The organism is Janthinobacterium sp. GW821-FHT03C08 (genome assembly GCF_059420905.1).
Window position 1 is genome coordinate 39,713 of sequence record NZ_JBWKUP010000020.1, and the last position, 19,167, is coordinate 58,879.

Sequence of the window (19,167 nt, forward strand, 5' to 3'; positions counted from 1 at the left end):
CCTTGCCATGACCGATTACATCGCCACCAGCGCCGGCCAGCGCGCCACCTTCTTGTGCGGCAAATCCTGGACCGCCTATGTCAGCACCTTCCTCATTGCCGTGCTGCTGTTCTTTGCCGCCCTGCCGCTGGCCTTCAAGTACAACACGCGGGCCGCCTTCGTCGTGCTGGTCGGCTCGGCCCTCATCGTCGGCTACCGCCTGCTGACGACGCGCAGCTACCAGTTGTACTACGACGAGGCGGGCGTGTGGCTGGCCTCCGGCATCTTGCCCTGGAAAAAGAAACTCACGGGCGTCAAATGGCGCGACATGGATGAAGCCGTCTACGAGACCAATTTCTGGAGCTGGCTGTTCCAGTCCTACACGGTGCGCGTCAGCCAGCGCTACACGCAGGACATCGAAATCCATGCCACCGGCATGGCGCGCGGCAAGGATGCCGTGGCGGCCCTGAATGCGCGGCACCAGGAGCTGCTGCACGGCAGCGCTATCGTCGTCTAGGCCTCCGCGGCGGGCAGCGCGAGCGCAAAAATCTGCGCAACGGCGGCAATTAATGCTAATCTTTGGGCCGCCCTGGCAAGCAAAGCCAACCTTTCAATAGTTGTTTGTTGCCTATATTGTCAGTTTATTCTTTCCTGATAATGACAAACAGCCAAATATTCAAGAGATGAACGATGCTGATAAAAAATAAAGTTGCGCTCGCCGCATTGATGATGGCCTTCACGCTGACACCGGCCAGCGCCGCCAAGAAGCAGCACGGCAAGGCGTCCACCAGCAGCAAGAAAAAAACCGTCGCCAAGAAAGCCGTCGTCGCCGGCGCCGCCGCCACGGCAGCCACCGCCGCCGTGGCGGCCAACGAGACCAGCAGCGACCGTGCCATGAATAACCTGGGCAGCCAGTTCCTCACCGCCCTGTGGCGCCAGGACCCGGAAAGCGCGATTGCCGCCGGCAAGTACGACGGCGCCGCCAACCTGACCATTCCGGACGCCGCCAGCCGCCAGAAACAGCTGGCCTTCATCGAGGAATGGCTGGGCAAGTTCGACAAGCTGAATGCGAGCAAAATGTCGGACAAGCAACGCACCGACCTGGCCTTGCTGACGAACAAACTGCAATCGGACCGCTGGTACTTGACCACCTTCCGCGAATTCGAGTGGAATCCCGCCCAGTACAACGTGGCCGGCACCATCGATTTCATCCTGAACACGGAATACGCCTCGCAGCCGCAGCGCCTGCGCACCTTGCTCAAGCGCATCGCCAGCGTGCCGCAATACTATGTCGCCGCGCGCGCCAGCATCGTCAATCCCACGCGCGAACACACGCAGCTGGCCATCGCCCAGAGCGCCGGCGTGCTCAGCGTACTCGATGACCTGAACAAGACGGCACAGAGCTCCATCCTGACGCCGACGGAAAAACAGCTGTACAACGCCCGCATCACGGCCGCCCGCACGGCCGTGCAAGGCTATGCGGCCTGGCTGACGGAGCAGGATGCGGCGCTGGCGCAGAACGGCAACGCGCGCTCCTTCCGCATCGGCAAGGAGCTGTACGAGCAGAAATTTGCCTACGATATCCAGGCCAGCGTGAGCGCCGAGCAGATGTACCAGAAGGCCCTGGCCGCCCGCGAAAAGCTGCTCGAGCACATGGACAGCCTGGCCGACGAACTGTGGGTAAAAACCATGGGCAGCACGGCCAAGCCGGCGGACCGCACGGCGAAGATCGGCATGGTGATCGACAAGCTGTCGAGCAACCACGTGGCCGCCGCCGATTTCGTGCCGGAGATCCGCCGCCAGATCCCGGAATTGCAGGAATGGGTAACCAGCCACAACCTGCTGACCATGGACCCGAAAAAGCCCCTCGTCGTGCGTGAAACGCCCGCCTACCAGCGCGGCGTGGCCGGCGCCAGCATCGAGGCACCCGGCCCCTACCGTCCGCAAGACCGCACGTATTACAACGTGACGCCGCTCGACGGCGAAACGCCGGAGCAGGCGGAAAGCAGCTTGCGCGAGTACAACCACTGGATCTTGCAGATCCTGAACATCCACGAAGCCATCCCCGGCCACTACACGCAGCTCGTGTACGCCAACAAGTCGCCGTCGCTGATCAAATCCATCTTCGGCAATGGCGCCATGATCGAAGGCTGGGCCGTGTATGGCGAGCGCATGATGCTCGAATCGGGCTACGGCAACAATGCGCCGGAAATGTGGCTGATGTACTCGAAGTGGAACTTGCGCAGCGTCACCAATACGATACTCGACTACAGCGTGCACGTGCTGGGCATGACGGAAGCACAGGCGCTGGACCTGCTGACGCGCCAGGCCTTCCAGACCAAGCGTGAAGCGACGGAAAAATGGCGCCGCGTGCAGCTGAGCTCGGTGCAACTGACCAGCTATTTCAGCGGCTACAGCGAAATCATGGACTTGCGCGAGCAGCGCAAGCAAGCCTTGGGTAACAAGTTCGTGCTGAAGGATTTCCATGAGCAATTCCTCAGCTACGGCAGCGCGCCCGTGAAAGTCATCAAGGAATTGATGAATTAAGCGGCGCTCGCCGTCAGCTTGCAAAGGGCGCCGCGGCGCCCTTTTTGCATCCATTTGCGCCGCCGCAAATCACTGGCATCCCTGTCGATTAAGCTGACGGGAAGGCAGGCGCCACCGCACTCCTCACTGGCAATTGCCGATTTTTCTGCTAGGGTGAGTTCAGGAGCGTCCATGCATATGCCCATCCAGTTCGACACCCTCGATTACACCAAACGCCTCGCCTCGGCGGGCGTGCCCACACAGCAGGCGGAAGCCCATGCCACGGCCTTGGGCGAGGTACTGGGTTCAGCCGTCGTCGTGCATGGCGAACTGGCGGCGCTGGAGCGCAATCTGCTGGGGGAAATCAAGCTGGTGGCGCAACAGCTCGATACCAGGACGAATGCCCTGGATCTGAAAATAGATGCGCTGGAATTAAAACTCGATACACGGATTGATCTGCTGGAGCAAAAATTCGACTCCCGCCTGGAACGCCTGGACTTGCGCCAGGGTGCCGACATGAAACACGTCTACTGGATGATGAGCACCCTGATCCTGCTGAACCTGGGCATCCTCAGCAAACTGCTGCTACAGTGAGCGCTCACCAACATGACCCGCGATAAAAAAGCCGCTGCTCCCGGGGAAGGACAGCGGCGTTTGCCTGCGTGCCGGCTACGACGCTTCTTCCGGCGCCTGTGTCGCCCTGACGAAGACGGGCGCCACCAGCAGGCCCAGTTCGAACAGCAGCCACATGGGGACGGCCAGCGAAAACTGGCTGACCACGTCGGGCGGCGTGACGATGGCGGCGATCACGAAGGCGCCGACGATGACATAGGGGCGCACTTCCTTGAGCTTGGCAACGGAAACGAGGCCCATGCGCACGAGGATCACCACCACCACCGGCACTTCGAAGGTGGCGCCAAAGGCCAGGCACATCGACATGACGAAATCGAGGTAGTTTTCGATATCGGGCGTGACGGCGATCGAGGAGGGCGCGAAATTGCTAATGAAGTGAAATACGCGGCCAAAGACAAAGAAATAGCAGAAGGCCACGCCGGCCATGAACAGCAGCGACGAGGAGATGACGAGCGGCGCGATCAGGCGCTTTTCATGCGTGTACAGGCCTGGCGCGATAAACGCCCACATCTGGTACAGCACCCACGGCAGCGAGACGATGAAACCGAGCAGCAGGGTCACCTTCATGGGGATCAGGAAGGGCGACACCACGCCCGTGGCGATCAGCTTCGAGCCGACGGGCAGCGAAGCGAGCATGGGCGCGGCGATGAAATCGTAGATGTGCGAGGCGCCCGGCCAGTAAAACAGCACGCCGCAGACGATGGCGAAGCCGATCGAGGCCTTGACCAGGCGGTTGCGCAGCTCGACCAGATGCGAGATAAAGGTTTCTTCCACCGGGGATTTGCTACTCATGAGTAAAAGGAGGAGGAACTGGCACGCGGACGGAAGCGCGCCACGCGGGCCGCCGCCGACTGCACGTGCAGCTTGCCGCCATGGCGCTGCTTGTACCAGCCGGGGATGGCGGAATTGCGTACCAGCTTCTTGCGGCGGAATTCGCGTGCCTTGCGTGCCAGGTCATCGTTGGTGGCGCGCAGCATGGCTTCGTGGGCGTCATGTTGCCCATCGTCATATGTACTTGAATCGCCGCGCCAGGCGTTTTCCACCTCGGCCAGGTTGCCGGAAATCGAGTTTTCCACACCATGCATGGATTTCTCCACGCTTTGCTTGACGGAATGGGCCGCATCCTGCACTTCCTTCTGCAGGTTTTTCAGCTCTTCCAGTTCGATTTCGCGCGTGACTTCGGATTTCACCTGGTTCAGGTAGCGTTGCGCGCGGCCATACAGGGTGCCGGCCATGCGCGCCACTCTCGGCAGCTTTTCAGGACCGATGACTATCAGTGCGACCACGCCGATGATGGCGATTTTAGAGAGACCGAGATCGATCATAAGCGGACAAGGGCTGTTACCGGACGAGGCAAGCGCCCCGCCACGCTATCAGAACTTGTTTTTCTCTTTCGTCTCGACGTCGATGGTGCTTTTATCGGCCACTTGCGATGGCGCAGCAGGAGGGGTATTGGCTGCCGGGGCATCCTCGTCGCCCTTGACGCCATCCTTGAAGCCTTTGACGGCCTTGCCGATATCACCGCCGATATTACCCAGTTTCTTGGTGCCGAAGACCAGCATCACAATGACCAGAACGATCAGCCAGTGCCAAATACTCAATGAACCCATCACATTCTCCTTGCGGGCCGGTGCCCGAATAGCGTCAACCAATGCGGGTAGTATACACGCGAACCCCGCGCACGGCGAAATCAGTGCTGACCGCGCCAGGGACGGGGACCGCCGTACACGTGCAGGTGCAGGTGATACACCTCTTGCCCGCCGTTCGGGCCGCTGTTGATCATGGTCTTGAAACCGCCCGACGGCACGCCGTCGGCGTCATAGCTGACGGCGCAGCCGAATTCGGCGGCGAGTTTCGGCGCCAGGCGCAGCAGCTTGCCCAGCACTTCCGTATGGCTGTCGTCGCAGTCGGACAGGCTGGCCACGTGGCGCTTCGGGATCAGCAGCAGGTGCACGGGCGCGGCCGGGTTGATGTCCTTGAAGGCCAGCAAGTCCTCATCCTCGTAGACGATGGACGAAGGAATTTGCTTGGCAGCAATTTTGCAAAAAATACAGTTATCCACGTACGCTCCAGTCAGTCAGTGTTTGTCCGCTTCGCCCGCGTCGCGCAACTCATCCTTGCGCGCCGCCTTTTCTTCCAGGCCGGACAGGCCTTCGCGCCGCGCCAGCTCGTCGAGCACCTGCTGCGGCGTCAGGTCGAACTGCGCCAGCATCACGAGGGAATGAAACCACAGGTCGGCGCACTCGTACAAGACCTTCGACGGGTCGTTGTCGCGCCGCGCATCCTTGGCCGCCATCACGGTTTCCGTTGCTTCCTCGCCGATTTTTTTCAGAATCGCATCGTCGCCCTTGGCAAACAGGCGCGCCACGTAGGAAGTGGCCGGGTCGCCGCCATTGGCCAGCTTGCGCGATTCGATCACGGCGGCCAGGCGCTTTAAAGTTTCACTCATTTCTTCGTTTCCGCGTAAATCGTGTCAGGGTCTTTCAGCACGGGATCGGTGACTTGCCATTCGCCCGTTTTCTCGTCGCCTTCGAACTTCTGGAAGAAGCACGAGTGGCGGCCCGTATGGCAGGCGATGCCGCCGGCCTGCTCGATTTTCAGCAAGACCACGTCTTCGTCGCAATCGAGGCGGATTTCCAGCACTTTTTGCGTGTGGCCGGACTCTTCGCCCTTGTGCCACAGTTTCTTGCGCGAACGGCTCCAGTACACGGCTTCGCCCAGCTCCACCGTGCGCGCCAGCGCGTCGCGGTTCATCCAGGCGAACATCAGCACGTCATTGCTGCCCGCTTCCTGCGCGATCACGGGCACGAGGCCGTGTTCGTCCCACTTGACCTTTTTCAGCCACTTGGCATTGCTCGCTACGATAGTTCCGTTTTGCATAGTGTTCTACCTGCTTCCATCCTTTGTTTACGCCAGGCGCATGGGTATGCCCTGCTGCGCCATGAACCGCTTGGCTTCCTGCACCGTGTGCTGGCCATAGTGGAAGATGCTGGCGGCCAGCACGGCATCCGCGCGGCCCACCTTGATGCCATCGACCAGGTCCTGCAAGCCGCCCACGCCGCCCGAGGCGATGACGGGAATGCTGACGGCATCGGACACGCCGCGCGTCAGGCCAAGGTCGAAGCCCACCTTGGTGCCATCGCGGTCCATGCTGGTCAGCAAAATTTCACCGGCGCCCAGGCTTTCCATTTTACGCGCCCATTCGAAGGCGTCCAGGCCCGTGGCATTGCGCCCGCCGTGGGTAAATACTTCCCACTTGCCGGGCGACACCTGCTTGGCGTCGATGGCCACGACGATGCATTGCGAACCGTGCTTTTGCGATGCCTCAAACACCAGCTGCGGGTTCGTCACGGCCGAGGTGTTGATGCTGACCTTGTCGGCGCCCGCGTTGAGCAGGCGGCGCACGTCTTCCACGACGCGCACGCCGCCGCCCACCGTCAGCGGGATGAACACTTGCGACGCCACCGCTTCGATGATGTCGAAGATCAAACCGCGGTTGTCGCTCGAGGCGGTAATATCGAGGAAAGTGATTTCATCGGCGCCCTGCTCGTCATAACGGCGGGCGATTTCCACGGGATCGCCCGCGTCGCGCAGTTCCGTGAAGTTGACGCCTTTGACGACGCGGCCATTGGTCACGTCGAGGCAGGGGATGATACGTTTTGCAAGCATGATGGTATCCAGATTGTCGCCAGGCCAGGGCATGCACGCGCACACCCCGGCCGGGCTGGCTTAAACGGCGGCGTCGGTCAGTTCATCGGCGCGTTCCTGCGCCTGCGCCAGGTCGATCGTGCCTTCATAGATGGAACGGCCGCAGATCACGCCTTCGATGCCTTCGGCCTGGACGGCGCACAGCGCTTCCACGTCGCCGATGTTGTGCAGGCCGCCCGAGGCGATGACGGGAATCTTGACGGCTTGCGCCAGCTTGACGGTGGCCTCGATGTTGATGCCGCCCATCATGCCGTCGCGGCCGATGTCCGTGTAGATGATCGATTCGACGCCATAGGCCTCGAATTTCTTCGCCAGGTCGATCACTTCGTGGCCGGACATCTTGCTCCAGCCATCCGTTGCCACCTTGCCATCCTTGGCGTCGAGGCCGACGATGATGTGGCCGGGGAAGGCGCTGCAGGCGTCATGCAGGAAGCCGGGGCTTTTCACGGCCGCCGTGCCGATGATGACGTAGCTGATGCCCGCGTCCAGGTAGCGCTCGATGGTGTCGAGGTCGCGGATGCCGCCGCCCAGCTGCACGGGGATTTCCTCGATGTCGTTTTCCACGGCAAAGTCCTGCACGGCTTGCAGGATGGCTTTCACGGCGCCTTCGTTCTTCGGCTTGCCGGCAAAGGCACCGTTCAGGTCGACCAGGTGCAGCCGGCGCGCGCCTTGCATCAGCCAATGGCGGGCCATCTCGGCCGGGTCTTCGGAAAATACGGTGGCAAGTTCCATATCGCCTTGTTTCAGGCGTACGCAGTGACCGTCTTTCAGGTCGATGGCGGGAATGAGCAGCATGGTCAGTGTGGTTTAGAGTGAGTGAGAGGCGGAAAAAAAGCCGGAGAGCGAACGTTAAGGTTGCCAGTGAACGAAGTTCTTGTACAGCTGCAAGCCAGCGGCAGCACTTTTTTCAGGGTGAAACTGCGTCGCGAAAATATTATCACGGGCGACGGCGCAGGCGAACGGTGCGCCATAGATAGTCTCGCCGACCGTGTGCGCGGCCACTTGAGGTTGAGCAAAATAGCTGTGCACAAAGTAAAAATACGCCTGGTCGGCAATGCCGTCCCACATCACATGGGACGCCGTTTGCCGCACTTGGTTCCAGCCCATTTGCGGCACCTTGAAGCGGGAGCCGTCGTCCTGCACCTGGCCGTCGAGCTGGAAGCGCACGACTTTGCCTGGCAGCAAGCCCAAGCCGGCCGCGTCGCCTTCTTCGCTGCTGTCAAACAGCATCTGCTCGCCGATGCACACGCCCAGCACGGGCTTGCTGTCGGCGGCGCGCAGCAAGGCTTCCAGCACGCCCGATTCGCGCAGGCTGCGCATGCAGTCGGGCATGGCGCCCTGGCCCGGCAGGACGATGCGGTCGGCGCTGTCGATGTCGGCCGGCTCGCCGGAAATGCGCACGTCCGCTTCCGGCGCCACGGCACGCAGGGCCTGCGCTACCGAGCGCAGGTTGCCCATGCCGTAATCCACCACCACAATTTTATTCATCTGTTTAATCCCGGAATCTACAATATAGCGAGCGCGGCGCTTACAGGCTGCCCTTGGTCGATGGAATGATGCCGGCCGCGCGCTCGTCGAGCTCGGCAGCCATGCGCAGCGCGCGGCCAAAGGCCTTGAACACGGTTTCGCACTGGTGGTGGGCATTCGTGCCGCGCAAGTTGTCGATATGCAAGGTCACGCCCGCATGGTTGACGAAGCCGCGGAAAAATTCCAGGGTCAGGTCGACGTCGAAGCCGGCGATCATGGCGCGCGTAAACGGGATGTGGTATTCGATGCCAGGGCGGCCCGAGAAATCGAGCACCACGCGCGACAGCGCCTCGTCCAGCGGCACGTAGGCGTGGCCATAGCGGCGGATGCCCTTCTTGTCGCCGATGGCCTTGGCCACGGCCATGCCCAGGGTGATGCCCACGTCTTCCACCGTATGGTGGTTGTCGATATGCACGTCGCCCGTCGCCTCGATATCGAGGTCGATCAAGCCGTGGCGGGCGATCTGGTCCAGCATATGGTCGAGGAAGGGCACGCCCGTGTTCAGCTTTTGCTGGCCGGTGCCGTCCAGGTTGAGGGCGACGCGAACTTGCGTCTCGTTGGTGTTGCGCGTGATTTCTGCGGTGCGGTTCATGGGAGGCTCTGGCGATAGGCTAAACGAGGGATGCCTTGAAGGCATCGTAAAAAAGGGAATTCTCTTCCGGGGTGCTGACGCTGATGCGCAGGCAATTGACCAGCGCAGCATGCATTTTACTCATATTTTTAATTAACACCCTGCGGGCAAGCAGTTTGGCGCAAACATCGTCGGAATCGGCCACACGAATCAGAAGAAAATTTGCCTTCGAGGGAAACACGGTCACGCCGGGCAGTTCCGCCAGGCGCAATGCCAGGTCGTCGCGCGCGCTGTTGAGCAAGTCCGCCTGGGCATTGAGCACGTCGAGGTGCTCGAGGGCGAATTCGGCCGCCGCCTGCGTCAGCACATTCACATTGTAGGGCGGGCGCACCTTCTCGAACTGCGCCAGCAGGGCCGGCGCGGCCGACATGTAGCCCAGGCGGATGCCGGCCAGGCCCAGTTTCGACACGGTGCGCATCACCACCAGGTTCCCGAACTCGGGCAGGCGGCCCATGAAACTGTGCTGCGCGAACGGCTCGTAGGCTTCGTCGACGACGGCGATGCCCGTGTCGCCCAGGGCGGCGAGGATGCGCTCGATGTCGGCGCCGGCAAACAGGTTGCCCGTCGGGTTGTTCGGATACGCAAGGAAGACCAGCGCCGGGCGGTGCTCTGCGATGGCCGCCAGCATGGCCGGCATGTCCAGGCTGAAGTCGGCCTGCAGGGGCACGCCGACGAAATCCATGCCGGCAAACTGCGCCGAGCGCGCATACATGACGAAGGCCGGCACGGGCGCCAGCAGCACGGCGCGCTGGCCCGGCTCCTGGGTGGCGCAAGCCATGGCCAGGATGGAGATCAGTTCGTCGGAGCCGTTGCCCAGCATGACGTCATAGCCGGCGGGCACGCCCAGCCTGGCGCAGATGGCCTGTTGCAGGCTGGCGTAGGACGGCGGGTAGCGGTTCAGCGCCACGCCGGCCAGGCGCGCGCCCAGCTCCTCGCGCAGGTGCTGCGGCAGCGGATACGGGTTTTCCATCGCGTCGAGCTTGACGTAGCCGCTGGCGTCGGCCACCTGGTAGCTTTTGACGGCCTGCACGTCGGGCCGCACGGTGTTGCTGATTAACTGATCGAGGAAAGACATGCTGCAAACACTCCTGATGGAATTAAATGGAGACTAAACGACGACGTCTTCCGGCACGCTGGCGCCGGGCGCCTTGCGGGCCGGTGCTTTTTTCACGGCGGGCGGCTTTTTCGCCGCGGCCGGTTTCTTGCTGGCCGCCTTGGCGGCCTTCGGCGCGGTGCTGGTCGCCGCGGCGCGGCGCTTGGCCGGCGCCTTCTTCTTTTCCGCCTTCGGCGCGGCCGGTTCGGCCAGCTCCTGGGCGAGCGCCGTCAATCGCTGTTCGATGATGGCGCAGTAATCGGGATTGAGTTCAAAGCCGACGAAATCGCGCCCGCAGCGCTTCGCCGCCAGCGCCGTCGTGCCGCTGCCCATGAACAGGTCGAGCACCACGCCGCCGGGCGGGCACGACGCCTTGACCATGCGCTCGATGATTTCCAGCGGCTTTTGCGTCGGGTGGTCGGCCCGTTCCGGGTGTTCCTTGTGCAGGCGCGACACGCTCCACAGGTCTTTCGGGTTGTAGCCCACTTCCAGCCATTTGGCGCCGATGAAGATCGAACGCGAACGGGCTTTCTTGGTGGCCGCGTCGTAGGCGATGCGCACGGCGTCAAGGTCGAAGTAGTAATCCTTGCGCTTGACGAAGAAACCGATGGTGTCGTGCACCGATGAAAAGCTGCGCACGCTGCCGCCCATGGACGGCACGCGGCGGTCCCAGATGATTTCATTCATCATCGCCATGCGCTGCTTGAGCATGACGAAGATCTCCGGCGAATAGCGCCAGGTGAGGAAGATATACAGGCTGCCGTTGGCTTTCAGCTTGGGCAGCGCCGCATCGATCCACTGTTCCGTCCAGCGCAGGTAGTCGGCCACGGACTGCTGGTCCGACGCATTGCCGTAATCCTTGCCCAGGTTGTACGGCGGGTCCGTCAGGATCAGGTCCACCGAGCCATCGGGAATGCGCGCCAGCCCCGCCAGCGCGTCTTCGCAATACACCCGGTTGACCCAGTCCGGCTGCTCCGCCGTTGCCATCATGGCTGCGGCTTCAGACGCAGTTCGGCGCTGCGCGCGTGCGCCTGCAAGCCTTCGCCGTACGCCAGGGTGGCGGCGACACGGCCCAGGGTCTGCGCACCCGCTTCGCTCACGTGGATGATGGACGAGCGCTTCTGGAAGTCGTACACGCCCAGCGGCGACGAGAAGCGCGCCGTGCGCGACGTCGGCAGCACGTGATTGGGACCGCAGCAGTAGTCGCCCAGCGATTCGGACGAGAAGCGGCCCAGGAACATGGCCCCCGCGTGGCGGATCTGCTCGGCCCACTGCTGCGGCTTGTCCGCCGAGATTTCCAGGTGCTCGGCCGCGATGGCATTGGCGATCTCGCACGCCTCTTCCATGCTGCGCACCTTGATCAGCGCGCCCCTGTCCTGCAGCGAGGTGCTGATGGTGGCCTGGCGCGGCATCGTCGGCAGCAGCTTGGCGATGCTCTCTTCCACTTTGGCGATGTAGTCCGCGTCGGGGCACAGCAGGATGGCCTGCGCCAGCTCGTCGTGCTCGGCCTGCGAAAACAGGTCCATCGCGACCCAGTCCGGGTCCGTCGTGCCGTCGCACAGCACGAGGATTTCCGACGGTCCGGCGATCATGTCGATGCCGACGATGCCGAACACGCGGCGCTTGGCGGCGGCGACAAAGGCGTTGCCGGGGCCGACGATCTTGTCGACGGCGCCTATCGTCTGCGTGCCGTAGGCCAGCGCGCCGACGGCTTGCGCGCCGCCGATGGTGATCACGCGCGTCACGCCGGCGATCGCGGCGGCGGCCAGCACCATCTGGTTTTTCACGCCGTCAGGCGTCGGCACGACCATGATGATTTCGCCCACGCCCGCCACATGTGCGGGAATGGCGTTCATCAGCACGGACGACGGATAGGCTGCCTTGCCGCCCGGGACGTAGATGCCGACCCGGTCCAGCGGCGTGATCTTCTGGCCCAGCACCGTGCCATCGGGCTCGGTGTAGGTGAAGCCGCGCAATTCCTCGCGCTGGCGTTCGTGGAAGGCGCGGATGCGTTGGGCGGCGATCTGCAGCGCCTCGCGCTGGGCCGACGGCAGGCCGTTCAGGGCCGCCTGCAGTTCGGCTTGCGAAATGTCAAACGCCGCCATTTCCGCCGCGCCGCCATGGGGGATGCGGTCGAAGCGGTTGGTGTATTCCAGCACGGCGGCGTCGCCGCGCGTTTTCACATCGGCCAGGATTTTTGCGACCGACGTTTCAATCGCTTCATCGGTGCCCGCCTCGAACGCCAGCAGCGTGTCGAGCGATTGTTGGAAACCTTCCTGGCTTGAATCGAGCTTGCGTATCTGTATCGGCATAATCGGCTTTCTGCTACTGAATGTCTAGGCTTGCGAGGCGCGTTCAAACGCCTCGATAATCGGCTGCAAGCGCTCGCGCTTGAGCTTCAGGGCGGCCTGGTTGACCACCAGGCGCGACGAGATTTCCATGATGTGCTCGACTTCGACGAGGTTGTTCGCGCGCAGGGTGCTGCCCGTGCTGACCAGGTCGACGATGGCATCGGACAGGCCGACCAGGGGCGCCAGCTCCATCGAGCCATACAGCTTGATCAAATCGACGTGCACGCCCTTGGCGGCGAAGTGCTCGCGCGCCGTGTGCACGAACTTGGTGGCCACGCGCAAGCGCGCGCCCTGGTGCACGGCCTTTTCATAGTCGAAGCCGGCCTGCACCGCCACCGACATGCGGCAGGAGGCGATATTCAGGTCGATCGGCTGGTACAGGCCTTCGCCGCCGTGCTCCAGCAGCACGTCCTTGCCCGCCACGCCGAAATCGGCCGCGCCGTACTGCACATAGGTCGGCACGTCGCTGGCGCGCACGATGATGACGCGCACGTTCGGATCATTGGTGGCCAAAATCAGCTTGCGCGACGTCTCCGGGTTTTCCAGCACCTTGATGCCCGCCGCTTCCAGCAGCGGCATGGTGTCCTCGAAAATGCGCCCTTTCGAGAGCGCCAGGATCAGCTGGGAGCTGTCGCCGTTGTTCGATCCGTTCATGCTCGTTCCTTACTCATTTATGATTTACAACACCTGACAAAACCGTAGCGAGCGAAAGTGATTTGTGGTCGAGAAGCGCAACTGTACGAAGGTACAGTGAGCATCGCAGGCCGCAAAGCACGACGCGCAGTAGGTTCTGACAGGCGTTACTTGATGCGTACGATGTTGGCGCCAACGGCCGACAGCTTCACTTCCATGCGGTCGTAGCCGCGGTCGAGGTGATAGATGCGGTCGATCAGGGTTTCGCCGTCGGCGGCCAGGGCCGCGATCACCAGCGACGCCGAGGCGCGCAGGTCGGTCGCCATCACGGGCGCGCCGCGCAGCTGCTTGACGCCGGCGATGATGGCCGTGTTGCCCTCGATGGTGATGTCGGCGCCCAGGCGGTTCATTTCCTGCACGTGCATGAAGCGGTTCTCGAAGATCGTCTCGGTGACGCGGCTGGCGCCGTTGGCGATGGTGTTCACCGCCATGAACTGCGCCTGCATGTCGGTCGGGAAGCCCGGGTATTCGGTGGTGCGGAAGCTGACGGGGTTCGGGCGGGCCGACATCTCGGCGCGGATCCAGTCGGCGCCGAAGGTCATCGTCAGGCCCATGGCGCGCAGCTTGTCCAGCGCCGCGTCGAGGATATCGGTGCGCACGTTGCGCAGGGTGATGTCGCCTCCGGTGGCCGCCACGGCGCACAGGAAGGTGCCCGTTTCGATACGGTCGGCGATGACCGCGTGCGAGGCGCCGTGCAAGGACTCGACGCCCTGGATCACCAGGCGGCTGGTGCCGATGCCGTCGATCTTCGCGCCCATGGCCACCAGCAGGTGCGCCAAGTCGGTCACTTCCGGTTCGCAGGCGGCGTTTTCCAGGATGGTCTCGCCTTCGGCCAGGGTCGCGGCCATCAGCAGGTTTTCCGTGCCGGTGACAGTGATCATGTCGGTGACGATGCGCGCGCCTTTCAGCTTGGCGCACTTGGCGTAGATATAGCCTGCCTCGATGCGGATCTCGGCGCCCAGCGCTTCCAGGCCCTTGATGTGCTGGTCGACGGGGCGCGAACCGATGGCGCAGCCGCCCGGCAGCGAGACCTTAGCTTCGCCGAAGCGCGCCAGCATGGGTCCCAGCACGAGGATAGAGGCGCGCATGGTCTTCACCAGTTCATACGGCGCTTCCAAGCTGGTGATGGCGCTGCCGTTGAGGACCACGCGGTCGCCGTCCTGCTGCACCTTCAGGCCCGTCTGGCCCAGCAGTTTCAGCATGGTGGCGACGTCGTGCAGGTGCGGCACGTTCGTCAGGTCCAGGTCGCCCGCGGTCAAGAGACCCGCGCACAGGATGGGCAGGGCGGCGTTTTTCGCGCCGGAGATGGCGATGTCGCCGTTCAGGCGGTTGCCGCCGTTGATCAGGAGCTTGTCCATGTGCTTATCCTTGGAATTCTTCAGGTGTCAGGGTTTTCATCGACAGCGCGTGGATTTCCTCGCGCATGCGGTCGCCCAGCGCCGCGTAGACGATCTGGTGACGCTGGATCAGGCGCTTGCCGGCAAATTGCGGCGAGACGATAACGGCCTGGAAGTGCTGGCCATCGCCCTCCACTTCGAGGTGCGTGCATTCGAGGCCGGCCGACAGATAGCCGTGGATCAGTTCTGGAGTGGTGGTCACGATAAGTCCTTGATATTGAATAATGTAGTGATGTGAGGTGCCGCAATCAATGGCGTGATTAATGGCGTAGCCGGTAGCCGCTTTTCAGCAGGCGGATCGACACCAGCGCCAGGATCACGAGGAAGCCGGCGACGATGGAAAGACTGAGCCAGGGGCTGACGTCGGAGGTGCCGAAGAAGCCGTAGCGGAAGCCATCGATCATGTAGAAGAAAGGGTTCAGGTGCGACACCGACTGCCAGAACGCGGGCAGCGAGTGGATCGAGTAGAACACGCCCGAGAGGAAGGTGGCCGGCATGATCAGGAAGTTCTGGAAGGCGGCCAGTTGGTCGAATTTCTCGGCCCAGATGCCGGCGATCAGGCCCATGGTGCCCAGCATGGCGGCGCCGAGGAAGGCGAAGATGACGATCCACAGCGGCGCGACGAACGACAGGTCGGCGAACCAGCAGGTGATGGCAAACACGCCAAAGCCCACGGCCAGGCCGCGCGCGACGGAAGCGAGTACATACGCCGAGAAGATTTCCCAGTGCGACAGGGGCGTGAGCAGCACGAACACCAGGTTGCCCGTGATCTTGGACTGGATCAGCGAGGACGAAGAGTTGGCGAACGCGTTTTGCAGCACGCTCATCATCACCAGGCCGGGAATCAGGAAGGCCGTGTAGCTGACGCCGGGGCTCGGCTCCACGCGGCCGTCGAGCACATGGCCGAACACCAGCAGGTAGAGCATGGACGTGAGCACGGGCGCGGCCACGGTTTGCGTCGCCACCTTCCAGAAGCGCAGCGTCTCCTTGTAGACGAGGGTGCGGAATCCTGTCGAAATCATACGGTACCTTTATCCATGATCTGCAAGAAGATATCTTCCAGGTCGGCTTGTTGCAATTGCATTTCATCGATCTCGACGCCCGCTTCGCGCAGGCGGGCGAGGATTTTCTCGACTTCGCTGTATTCGTTGACGCGCAGGCTGAACTTGTTCGGCGCCTGCTGTTCTTCCGGGTGCAGCACCAGGTGCTGCAGGTCGGCAGGCAGGCTGCCGTGCTTGAGGTGCACCTGCAGCTGCGAGCCGGCGATGCGGCGGATCAGGGCCGACATGGTGTCGAGCGCCACCACCTTGCCGGTTTTCAGCATGGCCACGCGCTGGCACATGGCTTGCGCCTCTTCCAGGTAGTGCGTGGTCAGCACGACCGTGTGGCCGCCTTCGCGGTTCAGGCGCGAGATGAACTTCCACAGGGTCTGGCGCAGCTCCACGTCGACGCCGGCCGTCGGCTCATCGAGCACGATGACGGGCGGCTTGTGCACCAGCGCCTGGGCGACGAGCACGCGGCGCTTCATGCCGCCGGACAGGGCGCGCATATTCGTGTCCGCCTTGCCCGTGAGGTCCAGGTTTTCCATGACCTCGTCGATCCACTTGTCGTTGTTCGGCAGGCCGAAATAGCCGGACTGCAGGCGCAGGGTTTCGCGCACGGTGAAAAACGGGTCGAACACCAGTTCCTGCGGCACCACGCCCAGGTTGCGGCGCGCATTGCGGAAGTCGCTGACCACGTCGTGGCCGTGGATCTTGACGGTGCCCGCGTCGGGGCGTATCAGGCCGGCGATGATGGAAATGAGCGTGGTCTTGCCAGCGCCGTTGGGTCCGAGCAGGCCGAAAAATTCGCCTTCCTCGATGGCCAGCGACACGCCGCCCAGCGCCTTGAGCGATTTATAGCTCTTTTCTACATTCGTTATTTGAATTGCGGTCATGTGCTTGTTTCAAGTGTAATGCGTCTGGTGTGATGCGCCAGTTGCCGGTGCAATGCAGGCCGGCTGGCCGGTGCAGGGCGCCCCTTCCGCAGAGGGTGGCGCAACAGTCAATTATAGTTGGAAACTTCGTGGAACACTTGGAGATCAATCCGGCGGCGCTGCTGGCCTGCCGGCTTGAAAGCTACTGCTGATGCGGGGAGTGGGACAGGATCAATGATGATGCAGGTCGGACGGGCTGCGTTCGGCGTGGCCGCCGGCGCTGGCGCAGTCGTCGGCGCTCAGGGTGCTCGAGACGAGCGAGCAGACGCCATACAGCTTGGTGAGGTTTTTCAGGTTCGTCGGCAGGTTCTTCAGCTCCAGCACGCCGCCGGCGTCCTGCGCGGCGCGTTGCCACGTCAGCATGACGGAGACGGCGGCCGAATCGACGGCCTTGACGTTGCGCAGGTCAAACTTCGTCTGGCCCGAGCGGATGGCGTCCAGACCCTGCTCCAATGCCGAGGTGGCATTGTGCACGGTCAGGGAAGTCAGGGACTGCAAGGTGTCGAGAGAGTCGGGCATGGCGTCGGGCTGCGCTGGTCTGGAGCTGGGTCAGGAGCTATATGATAGCCGATTATTTGGCTTTGACGGCAGGACGGCTGGCCAGGGCCTTGTTTTTCGCCTGCAAGGTCTTGATCAAGCCATCGATGCCGCCCTTGCTGATCTCGCTGGCAAAGCTGCTTTTGTAGGTTTCCACCAGCCACGCGCCCAGCACGTTGATGTCATAGATCTTCCAGCCCGTCGGGGTTTTCGCCACGCGGTAGTTCAGGGGCACGGGTTCGCCGCGCGCCATGTTCACCTGCGAGCGCACTTCCACTTCCGTATCGCTCGGATCGGCGCGCAGCGGCTTGAATTCCACGGTTTCGTTCTTGATCTGCGACAAGGCGCCCGAATACGTGTAGATCAGCAGGGTGCGGAATTCGCTGGACAGCTGCTTTTGCTGGTCCGGCGTGGCATCGCGCCAGTAGCGGCCGGCGGCCAGCGAAGTCATGCGCTGGAAATCCACGTAGGGCAGGATCTTGCTTTCGACCAATTCGGTGACGCGCTTGATGTCGCCGGCCTGGATGGCCTTGTCCGTCTTGGCCGTGTCGATCACGTCCTGGCTGATGCGTTTTACCAACACATCGGGTGCTTCCAGGGCCGGGGCAGCCTGGGCGGCGGTGGCAAAGGCGATCGTCGCCATCGCGAGCAGTTGTTTCATCAATTTCATGGTTTTACCTTTCATGGTGTTGCTATGCACCGGCTGGCGTTCATCGCAGCCGTGGTGTTCTTGTACCGTAGTCTACTCCTGCGGCTTGGCCTCGGAAGCAACGGTATTGCTACCAGATGTTACGAGGTCGGCAGGTGCCACTTCGGCAGCCGGGGCCGCTTGTGCAGCCACTTTCGGCTGTTGTGGCGCCTGTTTCACGTCCTCTTCCGGCTCATAATCGCTGCTGTCGTTCTTTTTCGGCGACAGGCGGTCGCGGCGGTTCGTATCGCCATCGAATACCTTGTTTTCGCGCGCCTGCAGGAAGCCGTCGCGGATGAATTCATAGCGGTCCAGCGCCGCCGCTTCCATCAGGTTGGTCGCGTCGAGCAGCGCGGCGCGCTTGTCGACCACGCGCGTTACCGTACCGATATTGCGTACATTGACCGGATCCTTGTAGCGCCACGGGTCGCCCGTGATGTCCAGCGGCAGGGCCACCGTGTCGCGCACGGTCGACGGCCCCAGCAGCGGCAGCATCACGTAGGGACCAGGCTGCACGCCGTACCAGCCCAGGGTCTGGCCAAAGTCCTCGCTGTGCTTGGGAATGCCCGCCTGCGAAGCGATGTCGATCAGGCCGAAGATGCCGAAGGTCGAGTTCATGCCGACGCGCACGACGTCCTGCAAGCCCGCCTCACCCTTGCCTTGCAGCAAGTTGTTCACGGCGCTCCAGACATCGGCCAGGTTGCCGAAGAAGTTGCCCACGCCCGTCTGCACGAACGATGGCGTCACCGTCTTGTAGGCCGTGGCGACCGGTTTCAGGGCCACCTGGTCGACGGTATCGTTGAATTTGAACATGGCGCGGTTGTACCCTTCCAGCGGGTCGCGCGGATTGGTGCCGGTGGCACAGGCGCTCAGCGTGGCAGCGATGGCGATCGCCAGGCCGATACGCGCCAGGCTGCCGTGGGATTGCATGGTCGACTCGCTCATTTGCTGTCCTTTCCGTCTGCTGCCTTGCTGTAGATGAACTGATTGATCAGGTCTTCCAGCACTGTGGCCGATTGAGTACGGGCAATCTTGTCGCCCTCTGCCAGGTTGGCCAAATCACCGCCCGCTTCCAGGCCTATGTATTGCTCACCGAGCAGACCGGCCGTCAGAATCTTGGCCGAGCTGTCTTTCGGAAATTTGTAGCCATCTTCGATGTCGAGCTTGACCAGCGCCTGGTAGGTCTTGTCGTCAAACGAGATCTGCGCCACGCGCCCCACCACCACGCCGGCGCCCTTGACGGGTGCCTGCGGCTTGAGGCCGCCAATATTGTCGAACTTGGCAGTAATGGTATACGTCTTGCTGAAGGACAGCGAGCTCATATTGCCGGCCTTGAGCGCCAGAAACATCAATGCCGCCACTCCCAGCAAGACGAACAAGCCGACCCAGACATCCAAAGATTTACGTTGCATAAACAATCCTAAATAAT

General features: G+C 62.4%; 26 protein-coding genes. 3 read left to right on the forward strand and 23 right to left on the reverse strand.

The genetic code is table 11. The annotated features are described in order from the left end of the window. The first annotated feature begins 7 nt into the window (after window positions 1-7). Window positions 8-496, forward strand: a complete 489-nt coding sequence (locus tag AC07VL_RS24120) for a hypothetical protein (protein WP_290605677.1) — start codon at window positions 8-10, stop codon at window positions 494-496. Between the two features lie 176 nt (window positions 497-672). Further along, window positions 673-2,526: a DUF885 domain-containing protein gene (locus AC07VL_RS24125; protein ID WP_494808132.1), complete on the forward strand. Its 1,854-nt coding sequence runs from the start codon at window positions 673-675 to the stop codon at window positions 2,524-2,526. Here AC07VL_RS24125 and AC07VL_RS24130 read toward each other — a convergent pair. Further along, on the reverse strand, window positions 2,523-2,699 hold the full coding sequence (locus tag AC07VL_RS24130) for a hypothetical protein (protein WP_494808090.1): 177 nt from the start codon (window positions 2,697-2,699) through the stop codon (window positions 2,523-2,525). The genes AC07VL_RS24125 and AC07VL_RS24130 overlap by 4 nt on opposite strands. Here AC07VL_RS24130 and AC07VL_RS24135 point away from each other — a divergent pair. Further along, on the forward strand, window positions 2,698-3,099 hold the full coding sequence (locus AC07VL_RS24135; RefSeq protein WP_494808091.1) for a hypothetical protein: 402 nt from the start codon (window positions 2,698-2,700) through the stop codon (window positions 3,097-3,099). The two genes, AC07VL_RS24130 and AC07VL_RS24135, sit on opposite strands and share 2 nt — an antisense overlap. 75 nt (window positions 3,100-3,174) lie before the next feature. Here the strand turns inward: AC07VL_RS24135 and tatC are convergent, their stop codons facing one another. The 22 genes from tatC to mlaD all read right to left on the reverse strand — a co-directional run bounded on the left by tatC (window position 3,175) and on the right by mlaD (window position 19,150). Continuing rightward, window positions 3,175-3,930: a twin-arginine translocase subunit TatC gene (gene tatC / locus AC07VL_RS24140; RefSeq protein ID WP_290605681.1), complete on the reverse strand. Its 756-nt coding sequence runs from the start codon at window positions 3,928-3,930 to the stop codon at window positions 3,175-3,177. Then, entirely contained in the window at window positions 3,927-4,463 is a 537-nt protein-coding gene (gene tatB, locus AC07VL_RS24145; RefSeq protein WP_494808092.1) for a Sec-independent protein translocase protein TatB, read from the reverse strand. Before tatB ends, tatC begins: the two co-directional genes overlap by 4 nt. Window positions 4,464-4,511: 48 nt before the next feature. After that, window positions 4,512-4,748: a Sec-independent protein translocase subunit TatA gene (tatA, locus tag AC07VL_RS24150; protein WP_290605685.1), complete on the reverse strand. Its 237-nt coding sequence runs from the start codon at window positions 4,746-4,748 to the stop codon at window positions 4,512-4,514. A gap of 80 nt (window positions 4,749-4,828) precedes the next feature. Then, the gene (locus AC07VL_RS24155; RefSeq protein ID WP_494808093.1) at window positions 4,829-5,200 is read right to left on the reverse strand and encodes a histidine triad nucleotide-binding protein; all 372 of its coding nucleotides are present in this window, start codon (window positions 5,198-5,200) and stop codon (window positions 4,829-4,831) included. A 15-nt stretch (window positions 5,201-5,215) separates the two neighbouring features. Continuing rightward, a complete protein-coding gene (locus tag AC07VL_RS24160; protein ID WP_076569447.1) occupies window positions 5,216-5,587 on the reverse strand; it encodes a phosphoribosyl-ATP diphosphatase in 372 nt (123 codons plus the stop codon). Next, the gene (gene hisI, locus AC07VL_RS24165; protein WP_290605689.1) at window positions 5,584-6,018 is read right to left on the reverse strand and encodes a phosphoribosyl-AMP cyclohydrolase; all 435 of its coding nucleotides are present in this window, start codon (window positions 6,016-6,018) and stop codon (window positions 5,584-5,586) included. Before hisI ends, AC07VL_RS24160 begins: the two co-directional genes overlap by 4 nt. A 27-nt stretch (window positions 6,019-6,045) precedes the next feature. Continuing rightward, complete coding sequence (gene hisF, locus AC07VL_RS24170; RefSeq protein ID WP_152255889.1) at window positions 6,046-6,807, reverse strand: imidazole glycerol phosphate synthase subunit HisF; 762 nt, start codon at window positions 6,805-6,807, stop codon at window positions 6,046-6,048. A 60-nt stretch (window positions 6,808-6,867) separates the two neighbouring features. Next, window positions 6,868-7,641 (reverse strand): 1-(5-phosphoribosyl)-5-[(5-phosphoribosylamino)methylideneamino]imidazole-4-carboxamide isomerase, encoded by a 774-nt coding sequence (hisA, locus tag AC07VL_RS24175; protein ID WP_092801515.1) that lies wholly within the window; start codon window positions 7,639-7,641, stop codon window positions 6,868-6,870. A 54-nt stretch (window positions 7,642-7,695) separates the two neighbouring features. After that, the gene (hisH, locus tag AC07VL_RS24180) at window positions 7,696-8,334 is read right to left on the reverse strand and encodes an imidazole glycerol phosphate synthase subunit HisH (RefSeq protein ID WP_494808094.1); all 639 of its coding nucleotides are present in this window, start codon (window positions 8,332-8,334) and stop codon (window positions 7,696-7,698) included. Window positions 8,335-8,374: 40 nt separating this feature from the next. Continuing rightward, the gene (gene hisB / locus AC07VL_RS24185) at window positions 8,375-8,965 is read right to left on the reverse strand and encodes an imidazoleglycerol-phosphate dehydratase HisB (protein WP_010402123.1); all 591 of its coding nucleotides are present in this window, start codon (window positions 8,963-8,965) and stop codon (window positions 8,375-8,377) included. A 19-nt stretch (window positions 8,966-8,984) separates the two neighbouring features. Beyond that, a complete protein-coding gene (gene hisC / locus AC07VL_RS24190; RefSeq protein ID WP_494808095.1) occupies window positions 8,985-10,079 on the reverse strand; it encodes a histidinol-phosphate transaminase in 1,095 nt (364 codons plus the stop codon). 33 nt (window positions 10,080-10,112) lie between these two features. After that, window positions 10,113-11,087 (reverse strand): DNA-methyltransferase, encoded by a 975-nt coding sequence (locus tag AC07VL_RS24195; RefSeq protein ID WP_494808096.1) that lies wholly within the window; start codon window positions 11,085-11,087, stop codon window positions 10,113-10,115. Then, window positions 11,084-12,409, reverse strand: a complete 1,326-nt coding sequence (gene hisD, locus AC07VL_RS24200; RefSeq protein WP_494808097.1) for a histidinol dehydrogenase — start codon at window positions 12,407-12,409, stop codon at window positions 11,084-11,086. The genes AC07VL_RS24195 and hisD overlap by 4 nt, the downstream gene beginning before the upstream one ends. A gap of 24 nt (window positions 12,410-12,433) precedes the next feature. After that, window positions 12,434-13,102 (reverse strand): ATP phosphoribosyltransferase, encoded by a 669-nt coding sequence (hisG, locus tag AC07VL_RS24205; protein ID WP_070219646.1) that lies wholly within the window; start codon window positions 13,100-13,102, stop codon window positions 12,434-12,436. A gap of 146 nt (window positions 13,103-13,248) precedes the next feature. Further along, window positions 13,249-14,499: a UDP-N-acetylglucosamine 1-carboxyvinyltransferase gene (gene murA / locus AC07VL_RS24210; protein ID WP_494808098.1), complete on the reverse strand. Its 1,251-nt coding sequence runs from the start codon at window positions 14,497-14,499 to the stop codon at window positions 13,249-13,251. Window positions 14,500-14,503: 4 nt separating this feature from the next. Continuing rightward, on the reverse strand, window positions 14,504-14,740 hold the full coding sequence (locus tag AC07VL_RS24215) for a BolA family protein (RefSeq protein WP_494808099.1): 237 nt from the start codon (window positions 14,738-14,740) through the stop codon (window positions 14,504-14,506). Window positions 14,741-14,798: 58 nt separating this feature from the next. Then, a complete protein-coding gene (locus AC07VL_RS24220; protein WP_290605706.1) occupies window positions 14,799-15,560 on the reverse strand; it encodes an ABC transporter permease in 762 nt (253 codons plus the stop codon). After that, on the reverse strand, window positions 15,557-16,474 hold the full coding sequence (locus tag AC07VL_RS24225; RefSeq protein WP_290605708.1) for an ABC transporter ATP-binding protein: 918 nt from the start codon (window positions 16,472-16,474) through the stop codon (window positions 15,557-15,559). The genes AC07VL_RS24220 and AC07VL_RS24225 overlap by 4 nt, the downstream gene beginning before the upstream one ends. Before the next feature lie 210 nt (window positions 16,475-16,684). Then, window positions 16,685-17,032 carry an STAS domain-containing protein gene (locus AC07VL_RS24230; RefSeq protein ID WP_494808100.1) on the reverse strand — a complete coding sequence of 116 codons (348 nt, stop codon included), beginning with the start codon at window positions 17,030-17,032 and terminating at the stop codon, window positions 16,685-16,687. A 52-nt stretch (window positions 17,033-17,084) separates the two neighbouring features. Beyond that, window positions 17,085-17,720, reverse strand: a complete 636-nt coding sequence (locus tag AC07VL_RS24235) for an MlaC/ttg2D family ABC transporter substrate-binding protein (protein ID WP_494808101.1) — start codon at window positions 17,718-17,720, stop codon at window positions 17,085-17,087. 72 nt (window positions 17,721-17,792) lie between these two features. After that, entirely contained in the window at window positions 17,793-18,683 is an 891-nt protein-coding gene (locus AC07VL_RS24240; RefSeq protein ID WP_494808102.1) for an MlaA family lipoprotein, read from the reverse strand. Then, complete coding sequence (gene mlaD / locus AC07VL_RS24245) at window positions 18,680-19,150, reverse strand: outer membrane lipid asymmetry maintenance protein MlaD (protein WP_290605715.1); 471 nt, start codon at window positions 19,148-19,150, stop codon at window positions 18,680-18,682. Before mlaD ends, AC07VL_RS24240 begins: the two co-directional genes overlap by 4 nt. Between the last annotated feature and the right edge of the window lie 17 nt (window positions 19,151-19,167).

Coding starts and splice junctions, on each gene's coding strand:
- hisD (WP_494808097.1), bottom strand. CDS start 12,409: ATGCCGATACAGATACGCAAGCTCGATTCAAGCCAGGAAGGTTTCCAA.
- tatA (WP_290605685.1), bottom strand. CDS start 4,748: ATGGGTTCATTGAGTATTTGGCACTGGCTGATCGTTCTGGTCATTGTG.
- murA (WP_494808098.1), bottom strand. CDS start 14,499: ATGGACAAGCTCCTGATCAACGGCGGCAACCGCCTGAACGGCGACATC.
- AC07VL_RS24130 (WP_494808090.1), bottom strand. CDS start 2,699: ATGGACGCTCCTGAACTCACCCTAGCAGAAAAATCGGCAATTGCCAGT.
- AC07VL_RS24240 (WP_494808102.1), bottom strand. CDS start 18,683: ATGAGCGAGTCGACCATGCAATCCCACGGCAGCCTGGCGCGTATCGGC.
- hisF (WP_152255889.1), bottom strand. CDS start 6,807: ATGCTTGCAAAACGTATCATCCCCTGCCTCGACGTGACCAATGGCCGC.
- hisG (WP_070219646.1), bottom strand. CDS start 13,102: ATGAACGGATCGAACAACGGCGACAGCTCCCAGCTGATCCTGGCGCTC.
- hisB (WP_010402123.1), bottom strand. CDS start 8,965: ATGAACCGCACCGCAGAAATCACGCGCAACACCAACGAGACGCAAGTT.
- AC07VL_RS24160 (WP_076569447.1), bottom strand. CDS start 5,587: ATGAGTGAAACTTTAAAGCGCCTGGCCGCCGTGATCGAATCGCGCAAG.
- AC07VL_RS24120 (WP_290605677.1), top strand. CDS start 8: ATGACCGATTACATCGCCACCAGCGCCGGCCAGCGCGCCACCTTCTTG.
- AC07VL_RS24235 (WP_494808101.1), bottom strand. CDS start 17,720: ATGAAATTGATGAAACAACTGCTCGCGATGGCGACGATCGCCTTTGCC.
- hisH (WP_494808094.1), bottom strand. CDS start 8,334: ATGAATAAAATTGTGGTGGTGGATTACGGCATGGGCAACCTGCGCTCG.
- tatB (WP_494808092.1), bottom strand. CDS start 4,463: ATGATCGATCTCGGTCTCTCTAAAATCGCCATCATCGGCGTGGTCGCA.
- hisC (WP_494808095.1), bottom strand. CDS start 10,079: ATGTCTTTCCTCGATCAGTTAATCAGCAACACCGTGCGGCCCGACGTG.
- AC07VL_RS24225 (WP_290605708.1), bottom strand. CDS start 16,474: ATGACCGCAATTCAAATAACGAATGTAGAAAAGAGCTATAAATCGCTC.
- AC07VL_RS24220 (WP_290605706.1), bottom strand. CDS start 15,560: ATGATTTCGACAGGATTCCGCACCCTCGTCTACAAGGAGACGCTGCGC.
- mlaD (WP_290605715.1), bottom strand. CDS start 19,150: ATGCAACGTAAATCTTTGGATGTCTGGGTCGGCTTGTTCGTCTTGCTG.
- hisA (WP_092801515.1), bottom strand. CDS start 7,641: ATGCTGCTCATTCCCGCCATCGACCTGAAAGACGGTCACTGCGTACGC.
- AC07VL_RS24230 (WP_494808100.1), bottom strand. CDS start 17,032: ATGCCCGACTCTCTCGACACCTTGCAGTCCCTGACTTCCCTGACCGTG.
- AC07VL_RS24135 (WP_494808091.1), top strand. CDS start 2,698: ATGCATATGCCCATCCAGTTCGACACCCTCGATTACACCAAACGCCTC.
- tatC (WP_290605681.1), bottom strand. CDS start 3,930: ATGAGTAGCAAATCCCCGGTGGAAGAAACCTTTATCTCGCATCTGGTC.
- AC07VL_RS24195 (WP_494808096.1), bottom strand. CDS start 11,087: ATGATGGCAACGGCGGAGCAGCCGGACTGGGTCAACCGGGTGTATTGC.
- hisI (WP_290605689.1), bottom strand. CDS start 6,018: ATGCAAAACGGAACTATCGTAGCGAGCAATGCCAAGTGGCTGAAAAAG.